Annotated in this window: 26 protein-coding genes and 1 pseudogene; 10 read left to right on the top strand and 17 right to left on the bottom strand. The window is 66.0% G+C overall.

Annotation, left to right across the window (positions count from 1 at the left end; all coding sequences use genetic code 11):
- The first annotated feature begins 391 nt into the window (after nt 1-391).
- Both HALXA_RS12935 and HALXA_RS12930 read left to right on the top strand, forming a co-directional pair.
- Complete coding sequence (locus HALXA_RS12935; protein WP_013880829.1) at nt 392-802, top strand: DUF5805 domain-containing protein; 411 nt, start codon at nt 392-394, stop codon at nt 800-802.
- Nucleotides 795-1,847: a tyrosine-type recombinase/integrase gene (locus HALXA_RS12930; protein ID WP_013880828.1), complete on the top strand. Its 1,053-nt coding sequence runs from the start codon at nt 795-797 to the stop codon at nt 1,845-1,847. Before HALXA_RS12935 ends, HALXA_RS12930 begins: the two co-directional genes overlap by 8 nt.
- Before the next feature lie 319 nt (nt 1,848-2,166).
- Here the strand turns inward: HALXA_RS12930 and HALXA_RS12925 are convergent, their stop codons facing one another.
- Nucleotides 2,167-2,532 carry an ArsR/SmtB family transcription factor gene (locus HALXA_RS12925; protein ID WP_013880827.1) on the bottom strand — a complete coding sequence of 122 codons (366 nt, stop codon included), beginning with the start codon at nt 2,530-2,532 and terminating at the stop codon, nt 2,167-2,169.
- Between the two features lie 96 nt (nt 2,533-2,628).
- Between HALXA_RS12925 and HALXA_RS12920 the strand changes: the two genes are divergently transcribed.
- Nucleotides 2,629-3,327 (top strand): DUF7509 family protein, encoded by a 699-nt coding sequence (locus HALXA_RS12920; protein ID WP_013880826.1) that lies wholly within the window; start codon nt 2,629-2,631, stop codon nt 3,325-3,327.
- Between the two features lie 27 nt (nt 3,328-3,354).
- Here HALXA_RS12920 and HALXA_RS12915 read toward each other — a convergent pair whose 3' ends face one another.
- The 5 genes from HALXA_RS12915 to dph2 form a co-directional block, all read right to left on the bottom strand.
- Nucleotides 3,355-4,302 carry a hypothetical protein gene (locus tag HALXA_RS12915; protein ID WP_013880825.1) on the bottom strand — a complete coding sequence of 316 codons (948 nt, stop codon included), beginning with the start codon at nt 4,300-4,302 and terminating at the stop codon, nt 3,355-3,357.
- 82 nt (nt 4,303-4,384) lie between these two features.
- Nucleotides 4,385-6,370: an ATPase AAA gene (locus tag HALXA_RS12910; RefSeq protein WP_013880824.1), complete on the bottom strand. Its 1,986-nt coding sequence runs from the start codon at nt 6,368-6,370 to the stop codon at nt 4,385-4,387.
- A gap of 69 nt (nt 6,371-6,439) precedes the next feature.
- Nucleotides 6,440-7,270 (bottom strand): MBL fold metallo-hydrolase, encoded by an 831-nt coding sequence (locus HALXA_RS12905; protein WP_013880823.1) that lies wholly within the window; start codon nt 7,268-7,270, stop codon nt 6,440-6,442.
- A 193-nt stretch (nt 7,271-7,463) separates the two neighbouring features.
- On the bottom strand, nt 7,464-8,255 hold the full coding sequence (locus HALXA_RS12900; RefSeq protein ID WP_013880822.1) for a DUF7344 domain-containing protein: 792 nt from the start codon (nt 8,253-8,255) through the stop codon (nt 7,464-7,466).
- Between the two features lie 316 nt (nt 8,256-8,571).
- On the bottom strand, nt 8,572-9,621 hold the full coding sequence (gene dph2, locus HALXA_RS12895; protein WP_013880821.1) for a diphthamide biosynthesis enzyme Dph2: 1,050 nt from the start codon (nt 9,619-9,621) through the stop codon (nt 8,572-8,574).
- A gap of 237 nt (nt 9,622-9,858) precedes the next feature.
- On the opposite strand from dph2, the gene HALXA_RS12890 reads away from it, so the two are divergent.
- Nucleotides 9,859-10,764: a DUF7139 domain-containing protein gene (locus HALXA_RS12890; protein ID WP_013880820.1), complete on the top strand. Its 906-nt coding sequence runs from the start codon at nt 9,859-9,861 to the stop codon at nt 10,762-10,764.
- A 98-nt stretch (nt 10,765-10,862) separates the two neighbouring features.
- Nucleotides 10,863-11,879 carry a hypothetical protein gene (locus tag HALXA_RS12885; protein ID WP_013880819.1) on the top strand — a complete coding sequence of 339 codons (1,017 nt, stop codon included), beginning with the start codon at nt 10,863-10,865 and terminating at the stop codon, nt 11,877-11,879.
- A 220-nt stretch (nt 11,880-12,099) separates the two neighbouring features.
- On the opposite strand, the pseudogene HALXA_RS12880 reads toward HALXA_RS12885, so the two are convergent.
- Nucleotides 12,100-12,267: pseudogene (locus tag HALXA_RS12880) on the bottom strand (zf-TFIIB domain-containing protein); the annotation flags it as partial.
- Between the two features lie 162 nt (nt 12,268-12,429).
- On the opposite strand from HALXA_RS12880, the gene HALXA_RS12875 reads away from it, so the two are divergent.
- Nucleotides 12,430-12,828: a hypothetical protein gene (locus tag HALXA_RS12875; protein ID WP_013880817.1), complete on the top strand. Its 399-nt coding sequence runs from the start codon at nt 12,430-12,432 to the stop codon at nt 12,826-12,828.
- Between the two features lie 12 nt (nt 12,829-12,840).
- Nucleotides 12,841-13,458 (top strand): METTL5 family protein, encoded by a 618-nt coding sequence (locus HALXA_RS12870; RefSeq protein WP_013880816.1) that lies wholly within the window; start codon nt 12,841-12,843, stop codon nt 13,456-13,458.
- A 57-nt stretch (nt 13,459-13,515) separates the two neighbouring features.
- On the opposite strand, the gene HALXA_RS12865 is transcribed toward HALXA_RS12870, so the two are convergent.
- The 4 genes from HALXA_RS12865 to HALXA_RS12850 form a co-directional block, all read right to left on the bottom strand.
- Nucleotides 13,516-14,748, bottom strand: a complete 1,233-nt coding sequence (locus HALXA_RS12865; protein WP_013880815.1) for an ABC transporter permease — start codon at nt 14,746-14,748, stop codon at nt 13,516-13,518.
- Nucleotides 14,745-16,094 (bottom strand): ABC transporter permease, encoded by a 1,350-nt coding sequence (locus HALXA_RS12860; RefSeq protein WP_013880814.1) that lies wholly within the window; start codon nt 16,092-16,094, stop codon nt 14,745-14,747. Before HALXA_RS12860 ends, HALXA_RS12865 begins: the two co-directional genes overlap by 4 nt.
- Nucleotides 16,084-16,902 (bottom strand): ABC transporter ATP-binding protein, encoded by an 819-nt coding sequence (locus HALXA_RS12855; RefSeq protein ID WP_013880813.1) that lies wholly within the window; start codon nt 16,900-16,902, stop codon nt 16,084-16,086. The genes HALXA_RS12860 and HALXA_RS12855 overlap by 11 nt, the downstream gene beginning before the upstream one ends.
- A 350-nt stretch (nt 16,903-17,252) precedes the next feature.
- Entirely contained in the window at nt 17,253-19,121 is a 1,869-nt protein-coding gene (locus HALXA_RS12850; RefSeq protein ID WP_013880812.1) for a rhomboid family intramembrane serine protease, read from the bottom strand.
- A gap of 162 nt (nt 19,122-19,283) precedes the next feature.
- Here HALXA_RS12850 and HALXA_RS12845 point away from each other — a divergent pair, with 162 nt between their 5' ends.
- Complete coding sequence (locus HALXA_RS12845; protein WP_013880811.1) at nt 19,284-19,577, top strand: DNA-directed RNA polymerase subunit L; 294 nt, start codon at nt 19,284-19,286, stop codon at nt 19,575-19,577.
- A gap of 63 nt (nt 19,578-19,640) precedes the next feature.
- Here the strand turns inward: HALXA_RS12845 and HALXA_RS12840 are convergent, their stop codons facing one another.
- From HALXA_RS12840 to HALXA_RS12825, 4 genes are all read right to left on the bottom strand, one after another.
- A complete protein-coding gene (locus tag HALXA_RS12840) occupies nt 19,641-20,540 on the bottom strand; it encodes a hypothetical protein (RefSeq protein ID WP_013880810.1) in 900 nt (299 codons plus the stop codon).
- 102 nt (nt 20,541-20,642) lie between these two features.
- Complete coding sequence (gene hisF / locus HALXA_RS12835) at nt 20,643-21,458, bottom strand: imidazole glycerol phosphate synthase subunit HisF (RefSeq protein ID WP_013880809.1); 816 nt, start codon at nt 21,456-21,458, stop codon at nt 20,643-20,645.
- Between the two features lie 80 nt (nt 21,459-21,538).
- Complete coding sequence (locus HALXA_RS12830; protein WP_013880808.1) at nt 21,539-22,909, bottom strand: hypothetical protein; 1,371 nt, start codon at nt 22,907-22,909, stop codon at nt 21,539-21,541.
- Nucleotides 22,906-23,595: a hypothetical protein gene (locus HALXA_RS12825; RefSeq protein ID WP_013880807.1), complete on the bottom strand. Its 690-nt coding sequence runs from the start codon at nt 23,593-23,595 to the stop codon at nt 22,906-22,908. Before HALXA_RS12825 ends, HALXA_RS12830 begins: the two co-directional genes overlap by 4 nt.
- A gap of 102 nt (nt 23,596-23,697) precedes the next feature.
- Here HALXA_RS12825 and HALXA_RS12820 point away from each other — a divergent pair, with 102 nt between their 5' ends.
- Complete coding sequence (locus HALXA_RS12820; RefSeq protein ID WP_013880806.1) at nt 23,698-23,904, top strand: DUF7550 family protein; 207 nt, start codon at nt 23,698-23,700, stop codon at nt 23,902-23,904.
- Nucleotides 23,905-23,910: 6 nt separating this feature from the next.
- Here the strand turns inward: HALXA_RS12820 and HALXA_RS12815 are convergent, their stop codons facing one another.
- Nucleotides 23,911-24,144: a ribbon-helix-helix domain-containing protein gene (locus tag HALXA_RS12815; protein ID WP_013880805.1), complete on the bottom strand. Its 234-nt coding sequence runs from the start codon at nt 24,142-24,144 to the stop codon at nt 23,911-23,913.
- A gap of 273 nt (nt 24,145-24,417) precedes the next feature.
- The gene (locus HALXA_RS12810; protein WP_013880804.1) at nt 24,418-24,717 is read right to left on the bottom strand and encodes a hypothetical protein; all 300 of its coding nucleotides are present in this window, start codon (nt 24,715-24,717) and stop codon (nt 24,418-24,420) included.
- 252 nt (nt 24,718-24,969) lie between these two features.
- On the opposite strand from HALXA_RS12810, the gene HALXA_RS12805 reads away from it, so the two are divergent.
- Nucleotides 24,970-25,563, top strand: coding sequence for a sulfite oxidase-like oxidoreductase (locus HALXA_RS12805; RefSeq protein ID WP_049895466.1), 594 nt, complete (start codon nt 24,970-24,972; stop codon nt 25,561-25,563).
- The last annotated feature ends 8 nt before the right edge of the window (nt 25,564-25,571 follow it).

Below are 25,571 nucleotides of genomic sequence, written 5' to 3'. Positions count from 1 at the left end.
GCAGTGGGAGAAAATATGTTCTCTAGAACGGTGTTTCTCGACCGCAACCCCTAGGGTCTAACCTCCTAGAATGGGGTTGTATATATGAAAACGAAACAACATCTTTCGCTAGCTCCTGCTCCAGGAATGTACTAAATTCTGAGATTATGTTCTCCCCCTCTCGATCGATCAGTCAAACCGAGCCTTGATCCTCTGTCATGGCTAGTGATAACATTCATCTACACTAGACAGTTTATCTTCTAATCTAGGACCAGAATTCCGGCAATTATGGAGTCATATACACAAATAATCTCTCTAGTCGGGTGGATATAGGGTGCTGTCAACCCAAATAAGGATATTTATTTGTGAATGTGGGTTAGATTGAAGTGAGCAGCGTGAGTTGGTGCCGTCGATGACAGACGACGAGCGAGTCGCCGTGAAAACATACGTTCCCCGATACCAGAAGGGGGCCTGGGAAGATCATGCTGACAATCTCGAGATGAGTCAAAGCGAGTTCGTCCGGACGATGGTCCAAGCCGGACGGAGCGATTTTGAGGTCCCCTCGAGCGGAGGCGCCGCCGACGAAAAGCAGAGCGAGATGGACGCCGATGCCGAGACAGCTGACTCAGCAGGCGACGACTTCGCCGACCGCATCCTCGAGGTGCTCCAGCGCGAGGGCGTCCACGACTGGGACGAACTCGTCGACGCGCTGATCGACGATGTCGAGGACGACCTTGACGCGGCGCTCCAGCAACTGCAGGACGAGAATAAGGTCCGGTACAGCGGCCGCGAGGGCGGCTACGTGGTGGTCGGCGATGAGTGAGGGACAAACGCCGCAACAGCAGGCGAATACGGTCGAATACTTCCTGCAGGACATCGAGCATCACGGCCGCAACGAACGGACTGCAGCGGCCTATCAGCGCGTTCTGACGGACTACGAGTCCTTCCTCGCGGAGCGGTTCGAGAAGGCGCCGCCGGAGGCGAGCTACCGCGATTGCATGGCCTGGATCCACGAACTGCGGTCCACGCACTCCGAGAGCACCGTCGCCACCTACGCCTCCTATCTCAACCGCTTCTACAGCTACCTCGAGCGGGTCGGCCACACCGACGAGAATCCGATGACGGTCGTCTTGGAGGAGATGAGCGAGTCGATCGAGTCGAACCCGACCCGCCGGGATATCACGCTGCCGGAGATGCGATCGTTCGTTGCGGACGTCCGCCATCCCCTGCACCGTGCAATTGTCGTTACACTGCTGAAAACCGGTATCAGGGCAGGGGAACTGTGCAATCTGGACCTCATCGACTGCCACCTCGAGCACGAGGCCCAGACGTGGCAGCCCCGCGCCCACATCGCCGGGCGTCCGGACTCGCTGTTCGTCTCGACGGAGCACACCTACGGCGAGGAATCCGGCGGCGAACGGCGCACGGCGTCGAACAAGCGAAAGCGCGAGACCGTCATTCCGATCGACGACGAGCTGAAAGAGGTATTAGTCCGATGGCTCGCCGTCCGACCGGACGTAGCCGGGGACTCGAGAACGCCGTCTGCCGCGGCGACTGAGCCGCTGTTCGTCGGGACCGCTGACAGCTGGGGCCAGCGGCTGACGCCGAACGTCGTTCACCACGTCGTCGAACAGTACGCCAGAGAGCGAGGCTGGTACCGGACCGGCGGCGGGGCTTCCGAGAACGTCACGCCCCACTACTTCCGGCACTTCTTCACCACGCACCTCCGGGATCGAACCGGCGATCGCGGTATCGTCCAGTATCTGCGGGGCGACGTCGCCAGCGACGTGATCGACACCTACACCCACAACTGGGGCGATCGCGTCCGCGAGACGTACCTCGAGCACATCTACTCGGTGGCGCCGTAGTCGCCGCTGCAGCGACTGCGCGTCGATGACGTCTTGCTCGAGATATCGAATCGAATTTTCCGCATTCAGCAGTTGCTGGTCTATATCGTGTTGGAATACTAACTGTAATCTATGGTGCCGACTGTCCTATATCGGACTCATAAACTTCATACCGCTATATCGAAATCGGGGTTCCCGAGCCAACGCATTCTGATCACTATTCGGCCGTGTGAGGGGTCCTCAAGAACGAAGACGGCCGCTGCCGTCAACTGACCGAATCGGCCGGCGGATTTGGGGAGAAAACGTGCGCTGCGGTTGCGTCGGCTCGCGCGCTGTGTCGCTACACCGCCTCGGCGCGCGCCCCGACTGCATCGAATATCTGCGGAACGAATCCTTCGGCCAGCGGCGACAGTTCGTACACCCGACTGCTGCCGTCGCGGAATTTCCCGACGAGTCCCGCATCCTCGAGCGTGTTGAGGTGGTGGTACAGATCGTTTTGCCGTCGGTCGAGCAGGTCCGCGAGTTCACCGCTTCGAAGCCGCCCCTCCTCGGCGAGCAGGTAGAGGATGGTAAACCGCGTGGGTTCGCCCATCACCTGCAGCCGGTTCGCCTCTCGCTCGAGGTCGAGGGTGCCGGCGAGGAGATCCGATTCGACGCGTTCTCGCGCGGCGGAGCGTTCGTTTCGTGGCGTCTCTCGTTCGCTCATAGGCGAGGATACGGACTCGACCTACTTAGACTTAATCGACGTTAAGACGAACTTCTGAAACGAACTTTAACTGTCGTCCGTTTGGACTGACGAGGGATGACCGCGCTCACGGAGTACGAGGGGCGGCCGATCGAGGAGTGGATCACTCGGTCGCTTCCCGACGCTGATCGGGACGACGTCTTCGTCTTCCTCATGGGGCCGTACCGCCTGCTCGATCCCGCCTATCTGTATCCGGACGACGATTACCCGTTGCCGCCCGATCCGCTCGCCCCGCGGAGGAACGGTGCCGCGCCCGACGCGATCGAAGCGACGCTGCGGACGATCTGCGACCGCGTGTCGGCCGAAACCGGGACGACGGCGTTCATCGCGAGCGACATCGAGATCCCGACCAGACGCGAGGCGGAACGGCAGGCCCTCGAGGAGCCGGGGATGCCGGTCATCGATCAGTCGGTGGCGTTCGCGAAGGCGAGCGCCGGGAACGCGTTCGTCTTCACGAAGGCCGGACTCACGACGGGCGCCGGGGCCGAAGCCGGCGCGATCCCCGAGCACTTCCGGCTCCGCGATGCGGACCTGCGACTGCGCGATCCGCGGACGTTCTGTATCTTCGCGGAAGCCGAGAAAGCGAGCGGCGAGTCCGGAACCGTCTACGAACCGCGGTTCAGCAGCGCGTCGATCGACGAGATGGACGACGCGTACGATCTCCGATTCCGCTACTTCGTCGATCGAGCGGAGTTGGTCGAGCGGCTGATCGACTTCGTCGAGTCCTACGTCGTGCCGCTGGCGAGTCAGCCTTAACGTGAGTCGAGTTCCGGCACGGGACCGTTACTGCGAGACTCCGTCGACGGCGAGTTCCGTCTCGAGATCGTCGCCGTCCAGTAAGGAGCGGACGGTCGCCGCTGCGTCCGTCTTGCGCAGTTCGGAAGTGTTCTCGAGCAGCACGGTTTCGCTGGGGAACAACTGCTCGCCCAGCAAAAGACCGTGTTCGCGGGCGGTCGAGCCGGTCACGGTGAGGTAGACGCCGAGCCCCGTGTTAGCGATTGCCGCCTCCTCCTCCCGGCCTTCCGCGGGGTAGCGAAACTCCACGCCGTCGAGCGTTCGGGTCCCGAGGACGGCCTGGACGAGCCGCTCGTACCGGGGTTCGATACACAGTGGGCCCTCGTAGCGCTCGAGGAAGTCGCGGTCGAGCGAGTCGTCGGCGGGAGCGACCTCGGGCGCGGCCATCAGCGTGTGATAGACGGTATCTCCGAGACCGGTGACGACGCGGACGTCGGTGTCGGCGGGATCGATGCGGGCGTTGATGTCGGCGATCCGGTCGAGCGGCTCGGGCCGGAGTTCGACGACCTCCTCCAAGACGAGGTCGGCGCTGTCGAACCCGAGCGCGAACTCGTGGGTGCGAAGCGCTCGGAACGGTTCCTCGCGGCCGACGAGTTGGATCGCGGCGTCGCCGTCGACGTCGATCGCGTCGACGTCCTCGAGCGGGATCGTGACGCTGTCGAAGACGATCCGCCGGGGTTTCCCGGCGCGGGCGTCCCGCAGCAAGGTGTACTCGGGTTCGGTCGGCTCGTCGGCGCTGCTGTAGTCGGCGAGACGATGGTAGACGTTCTCCTCGTCGGGTTCGAGGTCGCCTTTCGTGACGGCCTTCTCGTGGCGGAGCGTGGAAGCAATCTCGTCCGCGAGGTCGGGCACGTTGAGCCGCCGCGCGAGTCGGTCGAGTACCGACTCGAGGGGGCGTCCTTTCCTGGGAACGGCGATCGGAATCGTCTCGCCCATCGAGCAGTGCTCGACCGGCGACGGATAAACGAGTTGTGTTTTCGGCTATCGCTGCCTCTCGTCGGTCGTCAACCGCCGGCCGTCAGTTGTCCGCGAACATCGAGCCGAGCTGGTTGCGCCACTCCTGAATGTCCGTGATCTCCTCGCGGACGTCCTCGAGGTCGGATTCGACGCTCTCGACGTCGTCTTCGACGGCGCTGAGGTCCTCGGAGAGGTCGTCGACATCAGTTTCGACCGCATCGACGTCGTCCGCGACCGTTTCGACGTCCGATTCGACGGTCTCGAGGCCGGTTTCGAGCGCGCTGACGTCGTCGGCCACCGTTTCGATCTCGTCTTCGACGTCGTCGGTCCGGTCAGTCAGCGAGTCGACCGTTTCCGGAAGGTGGTCGAGATCGGAGAGTTCGTCCTCGAGGTCGGTCGTCCACTCGGTGAGCGTGTCGATTTCGGTTTCGACGTCGTCGACCTGCGATTCGGTGTCCGCGAGGCGGTCGTCCATCGACGCGAGTTCGTCCTGTACGTCCGCCACCTCCGACCGGAAGTCCTCGATGAGTTGCTCGCCGGTACCGTTCTCGCCGAGGAACGTCTCGAGAGCCTCGGTGTAGGCGGCGACCTCCTCGACGCGAGACTGGAGGTGGTCGAGCTTCGCCAGTTCGGGGGCGCTCAGTTCCGGTTCGGTGGCGAGTTCGGCGCGGAGCACCTCGAGTTCGTCCTCGTCGACCTCGCCGTTGCGGATCTCGCTCGCGAGTCGTTCGGCGAGGGTTCCCTCGAGTACCGGTTCGGAGCCGGGTTCGGGTTCGGCTACAGTCTCGGGCTCGGATTCGGAACTGGATTCGGCGGCCGATTCAGCTTCCGGTCCCGATTCGTCCGTCGTGGCCGTCGCAGCGGCCGGTTCGGTCGTCTCCGTCGTGGTTTCGTCCGGTGTGACTTCTTCGTCGTCCGTGTCCGTCACGTCGTCCGCGTCGACGTCGCCGTCCTCGGTGTCATCAGTACCGCTGTCCTCGAGGTCCTTGCCGTCCTCGGATGCGGATTCGGATGCCGGCTCGACCACGGATTCGGGTTCCTCGTCCGGATCGGTTGCTGCGGCCTCCTCCTCGTCGACGTCCGCCGCTTCGTCCTCGAGATCGGCATCCGCCGCTTCGGTCTCGTCCTCGAGTCCGAGGTCGATATCGGCGTCCGGCTCGGCCTCGCTTTCGGCTTCGTCCTCGCCGTCCACGTCGGAATCGGCGTCGAGGTCCAGATCCAGATCGAGGTCTTCACCGTCGTCCGGTTCCGCGAGCGGATCGGCGGTCTCGTCCGAGTCGGCCGGTTCGGGGATCTCCTCCTCTTCGAAGCCGAGGTCGATGTCGGGTGCGTCTCCTTCCTCGTCCTCGCCATCTTCGTCGGCACCTTCTGCCGGATCGGTTTCGACGCCGCTGAGGTCGAGATCGAGCCCGTTCTCGTCGGAGTCGTCGTCGGCCTCGGGAACAGCGCTCTCGGTTTCGTCGTCTTCGGCGGCGTCTTCCGTGTCGGCGGTCGCGGACGCATCCGCCGCGGACTCGTCTGCACTCGAGTCGTCGTCGGCCCCCTCGGCGGCGTCGAGGCCGGGAACGGAGGCCGAGTCGCCGGAGAGCATATCTCTGACGGCTTGGTTGCGGTCCTCCGAGACGATGCTGCCGATGACGCCGTCGTCGATCTCGTCGCCGTCGGTGGTCCGCTGTTCCTCGGCGCTTACCTCGACGACCGTCGGCTCGGTGAGGAACTCCTCGGCCGTGCTCTCGTCGTCGATCCGAATCCCGTAGACCGTGACGAGCGTTTCGCCGGGCTCGAGCGTGCCGGTAAACTCGACGTGGTTGTCCTGAAACGCCGTCCAGTCGTCGCTGTGATAGTCGGGGTGGAAGCCGACCTTGTCCATCGGGAACGAGTCGGGGATGTCCTCGGACAGTCGAAAATCGACCTGACTCTCGCGTTCGGAGTCGATTTCGAACCGGATCGCGGGGACCGGAAACTCGTCCGCCGTAAACGTCTTCCGGACTGATAGTCCGTCAGCGCTGACCTCGATAACCTCGTCCGTATCGGCGGTGCTACTCATGCGAGCAACGTTGCCCCACCATTATTATAAATACTACGGGAGAATATCAAATTTAGTTCACGAACCGATCTAGAGTTCGACGCGATCGCCGATCTCGACGAGCTCCAGTTCGCGGGGGTGCTCGAAGCTCTTCGCGTGGTGGTGGAGCACCTTCGGATCCGACGTGAGGCCGCGCCACATGTCCCAGTGGCTCGGCAGGAGTCGCTCGAGCGCGAGGTCGTCGGCCGCCTCGACGATCTGGTTCTCGTCGTTGTACCAGCGCGTTCGCTTCGGCTCGAGGGTCTCCTTGTCCGGGATCATCCCGACGGTGCCGAACGCGAGAATTCCGAGGTCGATGTCGTACTCGTCGCCGATGCGGGCGAACTCGTCGCTCGGTTTCGTGTCGCCGCCGTGGAAGACCGTGCCGGCCTCGTGCTCGACGACGTAGCTCACCGGGTGGGTCGCGTCGGGGTCGTACGCCTCCTCGACGTGGACGGTGAACGCGCCGATTTCGAGGGTGTCGCCCTCGCTGACTTCGGCGAACTGGTCGCCGTCGACGTCCCACTCGTCGGTCCAGTTTTCTTCGCGCGCGACCGCGAGGCTGTCGTCGGCGCCGTAGAAGGTCGCGCCCGTGTTCTCGAGGATCGGCGCCTGGCTGGGCCCGTCGACGTGGTCGGTGTGCTCGTGGGTCGCCAGCACCGCGTCGGCGGTTTCGACGTCGCCGGGCGTGAACGGGACGGGGATCATCCGCACGGTCCGCGGCGGGTTGCCGAGGCCGAGGTACGGGTCAATGTAGATGGTCGTCCCTTCGCTGTCCTTCAGGACGAAGCCGTTGCAGCCGAGGTACCAGACCGCGACGCCGTCGGGATTCGCGTCTTCGATCTGCTGGATGAACCAATCGCCCCAGTCGCTCTGGATCATACCCGTTGGTGCGAGGACCGACTGGGTAAGTGTTATTGTCTCTTCGAAAACTGTGACTGTACCGCAGCGAAATGCGGGGCGCCGGCGTCCCGTGCAACGAGAAAGTCGAGATCCGAGGTCGCCGGCGCCGCGACCGCGCGACGACTCGAGTCGATACGAGCCGATAGACAAGGACAAGAGATCGTCAGGGGTACTACTCGCGCAGCGACTGCTCGGCGGCGACGGTGATCGTGAACTCCGAGCGGATCTGGATGTCGATCTCCGCGAGCGCCGTCTCGTCCGCGCCCGCGTCGATCGCGTCGTCGCCGATCCAGGAGACGTGCAGTTCGGGATGGCCGTCGTAGGCGACGCCGTCCGACGCGACCGCGACGAGTCCGGCGTCCTCGAGAAGCGGCAGGTGAACGTGGACGAGCGAACTGTAGACCGCATCGACGTGCTCCTGTGCGATGTCGTCGGCGCCTGCATCGGTCTCGCGAGCGGCGACCGCTCGAGCGAGCGCGTCGCGGTCCATCGCCTCGGAGTCGCTGCGGGCGTTGCCCGCGAGGACGGAGAGCGCGAGCCGGCGGCGCGAGTCGGCGACGGCGTCGAACAGCGTGTCGAGTTCCGCGGCGGGTGCGTCGAGGCGGCCCGCGATGACGTTCTCGAGCGCGGGTTCGTCGAATGCCCAGTGGTCCGTCGTGACGATCACGTCTTCGTCGGTGTCGGTGTTCTCGGCTTCCGCGACGAGGCCCGCCTCGAGCAGCGTCGGCAGGTGCGTGTGCTGGCAGGCGACGGCGACTCGCTGGTACTCCGCATCCGTCACGTCGTCGACCGGTTTATCTGCAGTTACCGCCGCGAGCTCGCGGATAAGATCGTTTTTCCCGATGCCGTCGGGCGATCGCTCGTGCACGAGTCGGAGGAGAGCGCGTCGGGTGGCGTCCGCAAGCGACCGGAAGCAGTCGTTTCGGGCAGTCGTCGATCGTCCGCTGGCCGCTGTGTTACTCATCAACTACTGGTCCGTGCCGTTCGGGCAAAAGAACTCCTCCAAACAGATTTGGAATCAGTGGCTTATTACGAACGTATCGCTGAAATTCTCCTATATAGAACTAAAATTCCGTGAATAGTATAACTGTATTTCCGGCTCAGTTCTAGTATATACTATTCCGAGTGATAGTATATCGGTCGTGAGCGTCCCGCAATCGAACTGCTAACTCTACCTGCATCGAAGATTGAGTAGTTGCATCTCGACCGGTCGATCCGTCAAAGTGAGAAGCGTGAATTCAGCAATACGATCCGCCGTCCCGGATCGCGACCAGTCGGCCTTACCAGGTGCCGTGGAACGTATCGAAAGAGAGCTCGTCGAGCGGCTTGTTGCCGACGGCGATCTCGTACTCGCCGGGGGTGAGCATCGGCTTGTGGAACTGCGGGCCGTCGTCGGTCGTGATCCGCGGGCAGCCGGTGTTGACGAACGCGTCCATGTCGAAGTTGCGAAGCCGGTCCGGCGTCACCTCGTCCATCGTGATGAGGTAGGCGTTGTCGTTGTCCTCGAGGATGTCCTGGGCGATCTCCCAACGGCCCTGGCCGATCTTGGTGCAGAAGATGACGCCCCACTTCTCGGCGTCCATCGCGCGGTGGACCGCGCCGTACCGTTGCTTCATGAACTTCTCCGTGTCCGCGACGGTGACGACGTTGTTGACGGGGTCGGCGATGACGACGTGCTTGTCGGGGTGTTCCATCGCCAGCCCGAGCGGGTGGAACTTCCCGCCGCCGACGTACAGGACTTGATCCGCGGGCACGTCCGCGCTCGCGTAGTTGCAGCCAAGCACCTGTCCCTCGTGGGTCAGTCGCTCGTCGCCGCGGCGGCTGTGGACCTCGTACCCGCGCTCCTCGAGGAAGGCGCTCATCTCGTCGTAGCGGTTCATGTGCTGGGCCGTCGTCACGAGGCCGACGCCCTCGGTCTCCTCGGGCGGCTCGAGGGTGTCGAGGGCCTCCTCCATGATCGGCGTGACTTCGACGTTCGAGAACAGCGGGACGTAGATCACCTTGTCCGTGTTCTTCATCGGCGAGTGGCCGAAGTGGACGAACACGTCGGTGCGTTTCATCAGATAGGTGTCGAGGTCGCAGGCGCCGTAACACGGCTGGCCCGAGAGCATGAAGGTGACGTCGTCGTCCGCGAGTTGGCGGAGGTCGTCGGCGACGGCTGGGCCGCGCCGCTTCAGTCCTTCGGGGAACTGCAGCCCGACCTTTTTGGCGTCCCGTTCTTCGATCGCGTCGACGATCCGATCGAGTTCGTAGTCCCACTCGCGGTCGTGCCGCAGTTGCATTCCGGTGTTCCGGAGGTCCCCCTCGGTGTACTCCGACTCCTGACTCATTAGCCGTCCTAACGGCCACGGACGTATAACGGCGGCGCTTTTCGTCATCGAGGCCGCGGCGGGACTGGGCGACTTGATTCTGGATGGTCGCCGCCGGCGAATTCCAACCTCGAGCCGGCGGGCGCGCGGGCCGGTGTGCGGCGACGATCGATCGGCCCGGTAGCGGGCGAGCGACGCCGGCGCGACGATCCGTTCGCGACCCAACAGTCATAGTACTGGAGCGTAAACGAGCCCTTAATGCCAGCGGAACAGCCCCTCGACGGCTATCTCTTCGACCTCTACCGCCGCTATATCGGCGAGCCGGAGAACCGGACCGACGTCTATCTCGGGTTCGGTCTGTTCCTCGGCGGCGTCGGACTGGCGGTCGTCGCACTGCTCCTTTTCCTCTGGAGCAGCACGTTCAGCAGAACCGATCCGGCCTACTTCACGTGGGTCCAGCCGGCCTACGCGCTCGGGATGCTCTCGCTGCCGGCGATGATCCTCGGCGTCGTCGTCCTGTTGCCCGCCGACCGGAAGACCATCGGCGTCTCGACGGCCGGCGCGGCCGTCACCGTCGCGGCGACGGTCGGGTTCCTCTTCGCGTACCCGGACAACTGGAACTTCATGGCCGAGACCGACTACACCGTCGAGGTCACCGCGACCTACGCCGTCGGCCTCGCGGGGCTGACCGCCTCCACCGGCGCCGCGCTGATCGCCCACTACCTCGACATGGCCCGCGAAGCCGACCGCGTCGAAGTCGACTCGACCGACGAGGAGAGCGAATCCTACTCCGACGAGGAGATCCAGCGGGACATCGACGAGGCCATGGAGGACGTCGAACTCTCCTGGGGCGGGGTCGAGAAGACCGAGCACAAGCGCCTGAACTTCTCCGAAGACGAGTTCGACGAGGTCCACGTCAGCGACGCCGGCACGACGACCACCCGCTCCTCCGGCGTCGACGCACAGGTCGCCGGCCTCAAGGGACTGAAGGGCGGCGAGACGAAGACCACCACCTCGAGCGCGACGGTCGACGACCAGACCCAGAAACTGAAGGAACTCCGCGAGCAGCGCCGGGCCGAGGAGCTCGCCGAGGCGGACGACGGCGCTCGCGGCCCGCTGGCCTCGCTGCTCGACTCCTTGCGGAACCTCCTCGAGAGGAATTAAGACCTCATAAACTGAGGTTAATACTATATTTTTCCTAATTTTGAGAAAATGAAATCAACGCACATAGATTTATAATCCGTCGGCCGCCTTGCCCAACTATGGCCAAAGGCCTGGACGTCGGTACGATGAACATCCTGTCTGCACAGCAGGATGGGAACGACACGGTATTCGTGCAGCAGCGCAACTCCTTCGTCGAGATCGAGTACTCGGACATGGCCGAGCAGATGCTCTCGCGAAGCGAAGTCCTCCACATTCGCAAGGACGACAAGGTCTACGTCGTCGGCGACGACGCCCTCAACTTTGCGAACATTTTCAATAAGGAGACCCGCCGCCCGATGAAACACGGGATCCTCTCGAACGACGAGCAGAGCGCGATCCCGATGATGAAGCTCATCATCGAACAGGTCGTCGGCGAGCCCGCCTATCCGGACGAGAAACTGTACTTCTCCTCGCCCGCGGACCCGATCGACTCGGACCTCTCGACGCTGTATCACCAGAAGACGATCGAGTCGTTCTTAGACGACATGGGGTACGACTCCGAACCGATCAACGAGGGGATGTCCGTCATTTACTCCGAACTCGCGGACAACAACTTCACCGGACTGGGGATCTCCTTCGGCGCCGGGATGACGAACGTCTGTCTCTCTTACTACGCGGTGCCGGTCATGAAGTTCTCCGTCGCCCGCGGGGGCGACTGGGTCGACGAGCAGGCCGCCCGGGCGACCGGCACGCCCGTCGACAAGGTCACCTCCATCAAGGAGGACGACTTCGAACTCGACTTCACCACCGACGTCGGCGGCGTCGAGGGCGCGCTGTCGATCTACTACGAGAACCTGCTCGACTACGTCATCGACAACATCGTCGAGGAAGTCGACGAGGAAGACGTGGAGGAAGGCCTGGACGTGCCCGTCGTCGTCACCGGCGGCACCTCGAGCCCCAGCGGCTTCGAGGAGCTGTTCCGCGACCACTTGAACGACGCGAACATCCCGTTCTCGATCAGCGGCGTGACCCACGCCGACGAGCCGCTGTACAGCGTCGCTCGCGGCGGCCTCGTCGCCGCCCGCTCGGACGAGGACGTCGACGGCGAGGAAGCCGAAGCGGCCGCCGCCGAGTAACGACGCTCCCGTTCTCGGTTCGGACGCTTCAGTTCGTTCACTCTCCCTCTCGGTTTTATTCTCTTTAGCTGGCGCTCACTACCGAGCAGCGCAGCCGCTTTGCCGTCTCGAGCGCTCCGTACGCCGCTCCGTTTTCTCAGTCCTCTCGAGCGATCGGTTCCGGTTCCGGTTTCGCGTCCGCTTCAGACTCCACGTCGACGGGATCCACCTTCGGAACCGTCTCCTCGTAAAAGCGATTGAGCGCGTCCCGCCAGGACTCGGGCGTCTCGGGGACGCTCTCGTGCTCGACGGGGATGTCCGCGTACTCGCAGTGCGGACAGCTAACCGTCGAGACGTCCCCGAGCGAGAGTTCCTCGAGCGAGCCCTGGCACCGGGGGCACTCGTCCATACGATGACTTCGAACGGCCCGTCCTTAACTCTATTCGATTATATCACGAAAGAAGAATATCTCCGGTCGCCGCCACCGCCGATCGGCGAACCTCTCACCGGCCGTGTATTACTACTGCGAATCCAACAACATTTTTGTATGCAGCCTATGTATGGTCTCGTAATGAGCACCACGTCATCCGCCGACGGCGAGTCAGCGATCGACTGCTGTTCACCCGCGGACGTCACCCCCGTAACTCTCGAGGCCGCGTCGCTGGAATCGACCGCACCCGAGTACCTCCGCGACCTCAAGCGCGAGTTCGCCGCAGAAGACCTCTCGCCGGTCGAACTGACCGTCGACGCCTGCTTCGACGAAGACTGCTCGCTCGCAACGCAGGAAGAGGTCGACCGCATCCGCGGCTACGTCCGCGCCGGCTCTTTCTTAGGCGTCAACGCCGTCACGGTCGCCGTCGACGACGTCGCCAACGACGAGAAAGTTCGCCCCGCGCTCGCGGCCTGCGCCGAACGGGCCGAACGCGAGGGCCTCGTCCTCGAGGTCGACGGACCGATTACGCTCGACTGAGAAGGGCCGGGCATGGCAGGCCCCTCGCGTCGCTCGCTCGCCCGGGAGCTCGAGTCGCTCGCGGACTTTTCCGAGCCGTCGGCCTCGCTCGAGCAGTATCTCACGCCGTCCGACATCGCCGCCCACATCTGCCACCGCGCCGCCCTCGAGGGCGACCTCGAGCGGCCGGTCGTCGACCTCGGTACCGGGACGGGTATGCTCGCGATCGCGGCCGCGCTCGCCGGTTCCGACCGCGTGCTGGGCATCGACGTGGACCCCGACGCGCTCGCCGTCGCCCGGGAAAACGCGGCTCGCGTCGGCGCCGATTCGATCGACTGGATTCTGGGGGACGCGACCCGCCCGCCGCTGACTCGCGCCGACCGAACCGTGCTTTCGAACCCGCCCTTCGGCGCACAGCGCGGCAACCGCCACGCCGACCGCCGGTTTCTCGAGACGGCAAGCGAGATCGCGACCGTCTCCTACACTATCCACAACGAGGGCAGTCAGGAGTTCGTCGAGTCGTTCGCGGCCGACGAGGGCGGCGAGGTGACCCACGCCTTCCGCGCCGAGTTCCCGCTCGAGCGGCGGTTCGAGTTCCACGAGTCCGCGGAGGAGACGCTCGCGGCGGAAGTGTTTCGTATCGAGTGGTAACCGTAACCGTAACCGCAGCCCGGTTTCGCGTCCGTCGCTCGAGTCTCTTTTCGAGCGTTAGATCTCGAGGTGTTCGATGCTCGCGTACTTTCCGGCGCGCCAGCCGGCGACGAGCGCGACGACGGTGCCGACGACGATCGCCACCGCGAAGCCGGCGGCGTAGACCTTCGGCGGCGTCTGCAGCAGGTTCTCGAAGCCGGCGACCGACGCCGCGACGCGGTTGAACCCGCTCGAGAGCAGCGGGGTCGCGACGAGGCCGACGGCGCCCCCGACGACGCCGGTGACGAGCCCCTGGACGGCGATCGTCCCCGCGAGGACCCGCCGGGAGAGGCCGACGGCCCGCAGCGCCGCGAGTTCGTCGCGCTGCTGGGCGGCCACGAGCACGAACAGGTTGACCGTGAGGACGACGCCGCCGACGATCGCCAGCCCGACCAGCGTCGCGCCGCTGGCGAGCACGAGCGGCCGCTCCGCGAACATCGCCTCGATCTGCTCGTCGCTCGTGCGGACGTCGTAGCCCGGATACTCCTCGTCGAGTTCGCTCGCGACGGCTTCCCGGTCGGCGCCGTCGGCCACGTCGGCGGTGATGAACGTCGCCCGGTCGGTACCCGTCGTCCCGGCGACGGCCTGCAGGTCCACGAGCGGCATCGTCACCGTCTCCGAGCCGAGGTACTGCGAGTAGTAGCTCGAGGTGCCGACGACGGTGAACTCGTACTCGGGCGCCGTCTGGCGGCTGGTGCCGACGTAGATCGTGTCGCCGACGTCGGCGCCGATCTTCTCGGCCACGCGGGGATCGAGCACGATCTCCTCGGTCATCGGCTCCTCGGTCCGGCCGCCCTCGTAGGCCTCCGGCGGCGTTTCGAACCCGCCGCCGGACTGGAAGTCGAACCCCTCGTGGGTCTCCCGCACGCCCACGGCGGGGTGGCGCTCGAGGTCGTCGGGATCCGTCCCGACGTAGACGTCGTACATCCCGATCGGCGCGGCGTAGCTGACGTCGTCGCGCTGCATCAGCTGTCCCGCGATCCCGTGGGAACCGACGATCGGATTCTCGGTGCCGCTGGCGGCGGGATCGACGGGGTCGCTCGAGATCCAGATGTCCTGATCGGCGTTGTCCAGTCCCCGCTCGCCGGTTTCGACGACGCCGACGCCGAGGCTCGCGAGCAGGGTGACCGCGAGGACGGCGACCGCCACTGCGATCACCGTCAGCGCGGTGCGGCCGGGCGACCGGCGGAGCTGAGCGAACGCGAGGCCGACGACCGCTTTTCCGCGGACGATCGCCGCGCTGACGCTCATTGTCCCACCTCCGCGAGGACGGACGTTCGCGAGGCGACCGCGAGCGGGTAGGGAACCGCAACCAGCCCCGAGACCAGGGCGACGCCGACGGCGTAGGGGACGAACAGCGGGTGAACGGTCGCGACCGCTCCCGGCGCCACCGTCGCCGATGCCACGGCGTTGACGGCGTGGACGCCGCAGATTCCGATCGCGGCGCCGAGCACCGCGCCGACGACCGTCGTGACGAGCGTCGACAGCGCGACGACCAGCAGCCGGCTCGAGGCCGGGAAGCCGACCGCCTCGAGGACGGCGAGCGTGCGCCGGTCCTGGTCGACGGTCATCCCCATCGTCGTCGCGACGAACGACGCGCAGATCACCACGCTGGCCAGCAGCGCCAGCAGGCTCGTCGCGAGCGCCAGCCCGTCGTCGAACAGCGACTCGAGGTCGAGTTCGGCGGCCGATTCGACGGCCGCGTCGGGATAGGCGTCGGCGGCCGCCGCTTCGGCCGCGTCGGACTCGCCCCACACGAGGACCCGGTCCGCGAGTTCGCCGTCGTCCGCCCCGGAAGCCGTCTGGAGTTCGCTCAGGTGGACGAGCGCGACGGGCGCGGCCCGCTCCGCGTCCTGCCCGTCCGATCCGCTATCGCCGGCCGGTTCGACGGCGGTCACCGTGACCGACGGCGTCGTCCCGTCGCCCGCCGCGGCGGCCTCGGCGCCGGGACCCGTCAACTCGAGTTCGTCGCCGGTCGTCGCGCCGAGCCTGCTCGCCGCGGCCTCCGAGAGGACGACCTCCTGGCGCGGCACGCCGTCGTACGACCCCTCGGCGTAGTGGGGATCGCCCGGCTCGAGCGCGTCCGTCGGGAGGCCGGCGACGGTTCTGGACTCGTCGTCGGGGACGACGCCGACGAGTAGCACGTGTTTGGACTCGGAGGCGCCACTGCCATCGTCGTCGCCGGCCACCTCGAGCCGAACCGTCTCGGTGAGTACCGGCGACGCGTGGTCGACCCCCTCGCGCTCGGCGATCGTCGCCGCCCGCGAATTCGTCTCGCCGAGCCGGGGTCGCTCGACGCCGTCGACCGACGAGAGCGCGCCGCTCTCCTCCGGCATGACGCGAACGGCGGCGTCGTCGTGGCTGACGACGCCCCCGTCGGCCAGCCCCATTGCGACGCCGGTCACGACGACCAGCAGGGCGATCGTCAGCGCGACCGCGCTGATCGTCGCCGCGATGCGGCCCGACCGCGTTCGCGTCGCGCGGTTCCACAGTCGGGTAACCGAGAATCCGACGAGATCACTCCAGCGCTGACGGCGCGTGCCGTCGATAGGTGTGCCCGTCTCCCTCGTCTCGTCGTCGCCGCGCTTATCCGCCATCCGTCACCACCTGCCCGTCCCGGAGCGAGATCACGCGGTCGGCGACCGCCAGCGTGTCGTCGTCGTGGGACGCGACCAGCACCGCCCTGTCGCGCTCCCGGCCGACGTCGGTCAACAGCTCGAGCACGTTTCGGCCGGTCGCCGTGTCGAGTTCGCCGGTCGGTTCGTCCGCGACGATGACGTCGGGATCGGTCGCCAGCGCCCTGGCGATCGCGACCCGCTGGCGTTCGCCGCCGCTGAGTTCGCCGGGCAGGTGGCTCGCTCGGTCGGCGAGTCCGACGCCCTCGAGCAGTTCCTCGGCGCGCTCGCGACGGGTGGCTTTGGGGACGCCCACCTGCACCAGCGGCAGGGCGACGTTCGCGCGGGCCGACAGCGACGGCAGGAGGTGGAACCGCTGGAAGACGATGCCGACGTGGCGCCGGCGCATCCGCGTTCGCTCCCGCTCGGAGAGGGAGGTGAGATCCGTCTCCATCACCTCGACGGTTCCGTCGGTCGGCACTAACAGCCCCGTGACCGCGTGCAGAATCGTTGACTTGCCGCTCCCGCTCGGCCCCTCGAGGCCGACGATCTCGCCGGGGCGGATCGACAGCGAGACGTCGCGGAGCGCGGTCACCGACCGGCCCCCGCTCGATCGGAAGCCGCCGTCGGCGCCGTACTCGTGAGTGACGTTCTCGAGACGGACGGCGGCCGGCGACCGGGGGTCGGCGCGGCCGTCGTCTCGGGCGGACGTGGCATCGACGTCGGCGTCGGCATCGGAATCGGCGTCAGCCGCTTCCGACGCCGATTTCGGGAGTGAACGGTGGCTCATCTCTCCGGATTCAACTCGTCCGATCGAACGCCCCGTCGAGTCATTGTTTCACGCCGACTTCCCGCTGCCACGTGGCGGTTAACCGATCGCCGCTCCGACGGCCGCTGGCGAGCGCGTGCGGGTCCGATCGCTCGACTCGCGCTCGAGGCCTGAAATATCCACGTACAGTCGACTGTTCGCAGATCGTGACATAGTGGTCGGAGAAAACGAGTTGAAAGACAAAATCGGCTGCTCGGTCCGGTTAGATGGTGATATCGCTGCTACCGGCGCTCGAGTATCGGCTCCGATCTCGAGAAATCACCGCAAACACGTATCAGTAGTGGCAGGAAATCGGCCCGTACGAGCGGGCGTCAGTCGTACGTCTCTTTGCTCGCGACGGCGACCGCCGTCCCGTCCGTGGCGGCGTACAGCGTGCCGTCCTCGCGTTCGAAGGCGAGGCCGCCGGCTCGCGTCGTTTCGCCCTCCTCGGGAAGCGGCGTCGTCGCGATCAGGCCGGTCTCGTTCGAGGCGACCTCGAGGACGAACTCGCCGTCCTGCGAGGTGATCGTCACCAGCCGGTTCTCGATCAGAACGTCGGCCATCGCGCCCGTCGATTCGTGGACGACCGCGGGCTCCTCGCCCGCTTCCCACATCCGGATCTGGTACACCGGTTCGTTGCCGACCGGCTCCCAGCCGACGCGTTCGACGTGGACCGTCTCGCGCCAGCCGGGGCCGCCGACCGCGATCGTCTCCTCGCCGGTGAACGAGAGTCGCTGGCTCGTGACCGCCTCCATCCAGATGTTCCGTCGCTCGCTCGAGACGATGACGCCGCTGGCCTCGAGCCCGCTGTCGTCGACCACCGCGTCGACGCCGATGCCGGAGACCAGCCCGTTCTCGACCTCCTCGGCGTACTCGACCGTGTAGTCCTCGATCTGGATCGCCTCGCTCGAAGCCTCGGTCGACTCGTAGACGGCGAGGTTGACGGGAATCGCCGTCCCGGCCAGCACCGCGAGCACGAGGAGGACGACCAGAAACGCGGAACTGCGCCGGGTCGCGTTCGCCAACAGAGGCTCGTCCGATTCGTGCGTTCGGCCCCCGGCGAGTTCGCGGATCCGCTCGAGTCCCCCCGGGCTGCGGTCGGTGTCTCCGCCGCCCGCACCGCGGGTCCACGCGCCGGCGGCGATCTCGAGCGGTCGGTCGACGAGCGACTTCGGTCGCTCCCTCGAGCGACGGCCGTCCTGGCCGCGGAGGCGTGCGACGAACCGCTCGACGCGCCGCGGAACGACGGGCTCGTCGGAGCCGGCCAGCGCGATCGTGATCACCAGCGCGAGGACGGTGACGACGACGACGCCGGGGCCCCGAAAGAGGATGAACGAGTTCCCCTCGCCGTACCAGTAGATCTGCCACAGTCCCCGCGAGAACGCGAAGATCAGGATCGCGAGCCAGACGTGGAGCGCGTTCGGGCGGCGGCCGCGGCGCTCGAGGACCACCGCGCCGAGGACGAGTCCGATGAAAAAGCCGAGCGCGTGACCCTGGATCGCGATGCCGGCCCACCCGGGTGCGGTCGGGGGGCTCTGTTCGACGACGTGGACGGACACCGGATTTTGAATCGCGCGATAAACCGTCAGCAGAATGCTCTGGGCGCCGATCGCCGCGATGAGCGTCGCAATCGGGTAGTGGACGATCGCGAACGCGACGATTGCGAAGACGACCCCGGAAAAGCCGATTATCGGGCCGAGCGCGAACACGCTCGTGAGCAACCCGATGCCGATAACCGCGAGCGGAAAGAGCACGAGCGCCCGGACCCACGGATTCGTTCGCCAGCGCTCGAGGCGGCCGCCAGCCGTCGCGTCGGCGTCTCGATCGGGGACGTAGTGGCCCCAGGCGTACTCGGCGATCGGCGCGGCGACGACGGTTCCCGCCATGTTGCCGACGAGGTGGCCCAGGTCAGCGTGGGCGAACGCGGCCGTCGCCAGCCCGAGCGGGTAGAAGAACGACCACGCCCGGTACGGAATCGTCACCGGGTCGCTGACGTCGGTAATACCGTCCTGCACGAACAGGTAGACGCAGACGACGAACGCGACGACGACCAGCGTTCCCCACGGCACGCCCGCGACGAGTCGCTCGCCGGCCGCGTCGCGCCAGCGGCGTGCCGGTCGGTCGAGTCGACTGACGGTGGCGAGCGAGAGGGCGAACGTCGCCGCGAGGGCGGCTGCAAGCGCGACCGCGGTCCAGCGCATATCCCTGTGGTGCGACCGCACGCCCATATACCGTTCGCTGTTCCGTCCGGCGACTGGGTCGCCGCTTGCGCGTTCCGCGGGCCGGCCGGTCTGCGGATCGGTTCTGATCGGGCCCTGCCCGCCTTCGAAAGGTACAAGCGGCCGACGGCCGGATACAGGGGTATGGAACTGCGGGTCACCGAGAGCACCGAGGACGAACTCTCGATCGAAATCGCGGGCGAGGATCACACGTTCATGAACGTCCTCAAGGGCGCACTGCTCGAGCACGAGGACGTCAGCGCGGCGACCTACGACGTCAATCCCGAGCAGTCGGGCGGTCAGACGGAGCCGATCCTGACGATCAAGACCGAGGGCGGCGTCGATCCGCTCGAGGCGCTCGAAGAGGCGGCGGTCGACGTCCGCGAGAAGGCGATGTCGTTCCGCGAGTCGTTCGAAGACGCAGCTCAGGCGGCGTAAGCGCCCGGTTTCTCGTTCGGACTCGACCTCTCTATTGCGGTCGCAGCAGTCGACCGAGACGCATCAGCACGTCGCGTAGAAGCCGTGAATCTCTCCGTCGTCCGTGACGTGGAGATCGAGTCCTTCGCTGGAAAGTTCGCCGCTCGAGCCACTGTCGGCCGTCGGTCGGAGGGCGTCGGCGATCTCGGCCGCGAGCGCCGATTCGTCCTCGTAGCCGCCGATATCCCGCTCGAGTTGCGGTAACTGCGTGGCGACGACGTCCTCGGCCGCGCAGTCGACGCCGAACGCGTCGGGATCGACCCGGTCGGGGTTCGCGTCACCGTACTCGCTCGCGACGAGGGCTCGATTCCAGTACTCGGCGAACGCCGCGAGGTCGGCGTCGGCGGTTCGCGAGTCGGCCGCGTCGCGATCGGCCTCGAGTTCCTCGTAGACCAGTTCTTCCGTCTGATCGAGGTCGATCCCGCCGGCCTGACTGGCGTTGCCGGGCGCGTCCGGCGGGGACGGCGGCCCGATCCCCGGCAGCACCGACGGCGGAACGATCCCGGTCGCGAACAGGGCGACGACGAGGCCGACGACGACCAGGATCGGCGCGTACGGCTTCGCCAGCTCGAGCCAACCCGGGGTCTCGAGTTCGCGCTCGATGTCGTCGTAGGTCTGTTCGGTCTGCTCGAGGTCGGGGTTGCCACAGCGCGAGCAGGGCGGGTTGTTCCTGACGTGGTCGCGGCCGCAGTTCGGGCAGCGCCAGACGTACTGGGTACCGGTGTCGACGGTTCCGGGTGCGGCGCCGTCGAATTCGTCAGGGGCACCGCTCGTCCCGGTGTCGCCGCTCGCGTCGCTCGAGGCCGTCGACGAGTCCTCGTCGGCGCGGACGACGGCCTTCTCGAAGGAGTTGTGCCCGCATTCGTCGCAGGGTGGGTCGTTCTCCGCGTGAGGCTTCCCACACCAGGTGCACCGCCACTTCACTGCTTCTAGCGGTCGACTGCGAGAGAATAAGCGTGTCGGGTCGATTGCACGGGCGCCGTGACCGATATGAGCGTCACAAGCCGTCGACCGCCGGACGCCCGCTCAGAGCCGGACCGGCACGCCGCGCTCGTCCAGATACTCCTTGGTCTCCTCGATCGAGTACTCGCCGAAGTGGAAGATCGACGCCGCCAGCCCGGCGTCCGCGTCGGCCTCGGTGAACACGTCGTACATGTCTTCGGGGCCCCCGCAGCCCGAAGAGGCGATGACCGGCGTGTCGACGGTCTCCGAGACTGCCTTCGTCAGCGGGAGGTCGTAGCCGTCCTTGGTGCCGTCCTTGTCGATCGAGTTGACGAACAGTTCGCCCGCGCCGCGGGACTCGGCCTCGGCCGCCCACTCCACGACGTCGATGCCGGTCCCCTCGCGGCCGCCCTTCTTCGTGCACTCGAACCAGCAGGACTCGCCGTCGACCTCGACGTAGTGTTCGCCCTGCTCGTCGAAGCGGCGCCTGGCGTCGACGCTGATGACGATACACTGGCTGCCGAAGGCCTTCGCACCCTCGTTAACCAGTTCCGGGCGCTCTAAGGCGCCCGTCGTGATCGAGACCTTGTCCGCGCCGGCGCGGAGGGTCTCCTTGATGTCCTCGGTGGTGCGGATGCCGCCGCCGACGGTGAGGGGGATGAAGACCTCGTCGGCGACGTCGCGGACGACGTCGAGCATGGTCTCCCGTCCCTCCGCGGAGGCGGTGATATCGAGGAAGACGAACTCGTCGGCCCCGGACTCGTTGTACGCCTTGGCCATCTCGACGGGGTCGCCGGTGTACTCGAGGTCCTCGAAGTGAACGCCGGTGTAGACCGCCGGGTTCCCGTCCTCGTCCAGGTCGACGTCGATACACGGGATGATTCGCTTGGTCAGTGCCATGAGCGGTGTTTCTTACCGGGTGTTCGCACCCGGGGTAGTAAAGGCGCCCGGATCGGACAATTCCGGCCGATCGACCGCGCTCACTCTGTCAACCGCTCGCGGAACGCCGTCACCGCGTCCGGAAGGGCCGCGAGTTCCGCCTGCAGACGCGCGTATTCGCCGTACTCCCTGGATAGCGAAACGACGACTTCCGGATCGTGAGTCGCGTATCGCCGCACGGACTCGTCGGTCCACTCGAACGACTGCAGCGTCTCCCCGAGCACGTACGCGCCGAGCGACGGGTCGGCGACAGGAACCTGTTCGCGAGCCGCAACAGCCGATTCGAGTGCGCGGTCCCGCTCGGCGCGGATCGCGTCGACGTCGTCGGGTGGCGCGACCGACTCCGCCGCGATCCGGTCGCGAAGGTGTTCGAACGCTCGGAATGCCTGTTCGAACTGGACCGCGCCGTGAAGCCCGGTTCCGACGTTGCCGTTCGTCCGTCCCTCCTCCATCCGTTCGCGGGCGTCGGTGACTTCCCGCCCGGCGTGCCAGACGGTTAACTCGAGCCGACCGTCGTCCAACTCCTCGAGTCCGACCGCGTCGTACCACTCCTCGCCGTCCTGTTCGGGGAACTCGACGGCCTCGGCGCGGTCGATCGACCGCTCGAGCGCACTGTCGAAGACCGACTCGAGGTCGGCCCCGGTGGTGTCGTTCTCGTACCGATCGGCGAGGTGATCCCAGACGGCTACCGTCGCCGTCGCGAACTCGAGTTCGCCCGCAGCCTCGCCGAGTTCGACGACGTTCATCCCCGGATCGGCGCTCCAGCGCTCGAGGAGCCGCTGGGCGCGCACGAGATCCGACTCGAGTTGCTGATAGTACAGCGCGGCCCGTCGCCGGCCGTCCTCGGTATCGTCGCCGCGGTAGTCGATGCCGTCGAGTCGCTCCCGGACCGCCGATTGAACGGCCTCGCGTTCGTCCGCGAGTTCGTCGACCAGCGCGTCCGTGTCTTCCTCGATGGCCAGCAGCGTCGTCAGCGCCGCCCGTGCGGTTTCGCGTCCGTCTCGAGTCCCCCGAAACGCGTGGTACTTCTCGCGGCCCGTCGCCCGGTCGGCCTCGTCTCGAGCTCGGACGGCTTCCTCTCGATTCTCCACGATCGACTCGCGAACGACCCCGTTGGGGACGTCGTCGGGGCCGAGCGATTCGGGGACGTCGGCGAGCAAGTCGTCGATCCGGTCGCGGGCGTCCTCGAGCGCGCTCGACGACGGTCGAACCGGCGCGGGCCACTCGACCGTCGGCGTCGCGTCCGCGATGACGGCGTCGGCGTCCGAGGCGGTGAAGGTCGTCGACTCGTCGCCGAGCAGGGGAAGATCGGCGCAGCCGGCGACGGCGACGCCGGACGCCGCGGCGAGCCCTGCAAGGAACTGCCGTCGACGCGGTCCGACCTCGGGGCCGGAGTTGCTGCCGGGCGTCATTCGTCGTCGTCCTCCTCCTCGCCCTCGTTCCGGGTGCGGTCGCGCGCGGCGATCGAACCTGGACACGAGTGACTCTCGGAACTGCTGCGGCTCGAGGGGGCCTCGTTGTAGGGTCGGTGCACTCGCAGAATCACCGCTTCCATCACTTCTTTGCCCGCTTCACACGGCGTCATCGGTCCTTTCAGCGACTGGCAGTAGTCGGTGTGAAACGAGCCGCCGGCCCGAATCCCCTCGATGTGGCGGCGGTAGCAGTCCTCGATCGTCCGTTGGTCGATGACGATCGACTCGCTCTCGAAGTCGGTTTCGGCGACGAACGCCCGTATCTCGTCCGCTCGGGTCGCGTCGGTTTCGATCCGGAGCGCGTCGGCGTCGTCCTCGTCGACGACGAACAACGGGGAGCGGATGTACGGCCTGGACGATGCGCCATCGGCATCGCTGGTTTCCGCGGCCTCGTTCGCCCGTTCCTCGTCGCGGTAGATGAAGTGACCGTCCCCGTCCGATCGCACGAACAGGGACTCGTATTCGTGGGTCGACTCGACCGTTGACTCGCCTGTCGGCTCGTCGCTCCCCTTCCCTTCGACCGTCGATTCGCTCTCGCTTTCGCCGGCGCAGCCCGCGATCGCCAGCGAGAGACAGCCGCTGCCGACGGCGAGCAGTCGCCTGCGAGAAACCGTTGTGGAGGGCATTGCCGCCGCTTCTCGCGGCGTTAGTAAATACTTTGATATGAGCGGACGGCTGCCGTGTTGCGTGTAGGTGTTTTTAAGACCGTGAAGGGTCAACACGCGAGTATGGCAGACACGGACGACACGCACGATACTCCAGCGGCGGAGCACGGGAGCGACACGGGCGCCGACGTCGGCCACGATCTCGAGGCCGAGCGGACGACCGCACCGATGAGCGACTACTCCTCGCGAGCCGTCGGCGTCGGCGCGCTCGTGCTCGCGGTCGGGGCGGCGATCGCCTTCGGTATCCCCCTCCTCACGGTCGCGCTGTAGGCCGAGTTAGAAGACGTACTCGTCGTCGTGGCCCATCATTCCGTCGTCTTCGAGACCGGTGCCGCCACCGGTGCCTGTACCCTCCTCTTCGTCCATCGGCCCGCTGGTCTTGTAGGCCTTAATGCCCGTCGAGAGGAGGTCCTCGATCGCCTCCTCGCGATTGACGAACTCGCCGCGCTCGACCATCTGGGCGATCTGCATCTCGAGGTGTTCCGGGATGGTGATCTCTACTTTCGGCATCTGATTCGGCTTTCGGTGAGGGGGTATTTAGGTTTGACGGGGATTCTGCACGCGCAGAAAAGCCTTGCGTCGGCGTTCGAATCGGCGGTTTGAGCCGCATTCCGATCCGCTCTTGCGTCGGCGTTCGAATCGGCGGTTTGAGCCGCATTCCGATCCGCTCGCGGAGCCAACGATGGCTCGCGACGGTCGGTCCGCTATCCGTAAATGGAATCCGCAAAGGAGGGCGCGACTCGAATGCCGCGGTCGTCAGCGGTGAGCGGTTCTCAGGTACCGTTACCGGTTGCCCATCATCGAGTCGAACGCGTTTTTGAGCGTCGCCCCGGGCTGGGTCAGCGAGTCCAGCTGCTGGCGCATCTTGCGCTGGTTGAAGTAGCTCGCGAACGCGAGGATCGTCGGCGGCCACAGCCCGATGAACGCGCCGAGCTGTCGCTCTCCTCTCATGAAGAAGTAGTAGAGCGAAAGGCCGACCGACGCGGCCGACGCGATGAATGCGGGCCCCATCGCCTGCTCGCCAACTTCTTCGGCTTCCTGTCCGGACATTTCCCGTTCCATTATCTGTTGTCTACTCGCCATGCATTGGGTTGGTGGGCGAGTTGCTACAAAGGGGTGGCGAGGGTTTCAGGCCGTATGCTGGTATTATAACGGTCGCAGGACCGTTTCACACCGTTTCGGACCCCCGTTTCAGCGGGTAACAAGGCCTTTCTCCAGCCGTTCCTGTCACCCGCGATCGGACTGGGTCGGTAACGGCTGGTGGTCTCCGGTCCACCCGCTCGAGTCACCGGGACGGAGCGTCACACCTACGGCTATCCGGACGAAGTGATGGACATGACGAAGGACGTTACGGACCTCTACCAGGAGTTCGGCGACGATCGGCTCCCGTCGGGCCAGCGCGAGACCTCCGAGTTTCCCGTCCTCTCGAAGAGCGGGACGCCGGACTGGGACCCCGAGACGTGGGAGTTCACCGTCACCGGCGCGGTCGACGAGGAACTGTCCTTCTCGTGGGGCGAGTTCCGCGACCTACCCAGCGAGACCCAGCGCCAGGACTTCCACTGCGTAACCGGCTGGAGCAAGTTCGACTGCGAGTTCACCGGCGTTCCCTTCCCCGAACTCGCCGAGCGGGCGGGCGTCCACGACGACGCCGTCCACGTTATGTTCTCCGCGCTAGACGGCTACACGACCGACCTTCCCCTCGAGGACTGCATGCGCGACGAAGTGCTGTTCATCTGGGAGTTCGACGGCGAGCCGCTGCCCGACGATCACGGCGGGCCGCTTCGGGTCGTTACCCCGCACAAGTACGCCTACAAGGGTGCCAAGTGGGTCGACGGCATCGAGTTCCTCACCGAATCCGAGCGGGGCTACTGGGAGAAGCGCGGCTACTCCCAGACGGCGAACCCGTGGCGAGAGGAGCGATATAGTTAGGCTGAAGG

Origin of the sequence: Halopiger xanaduensis SH-6 (assembly GCF_000217715.1) — an archaeon.
GTDB classification, from domain to species: domain Archaea; phylum Halobacteriota; class Halobacteria; order Halobacteriales; family Natrialbaceae; genus Halopiger; species Halopiger xanaduensis.
This window is presented reverse-complemented; position numbering and strand designations above follow the sequence as displayed.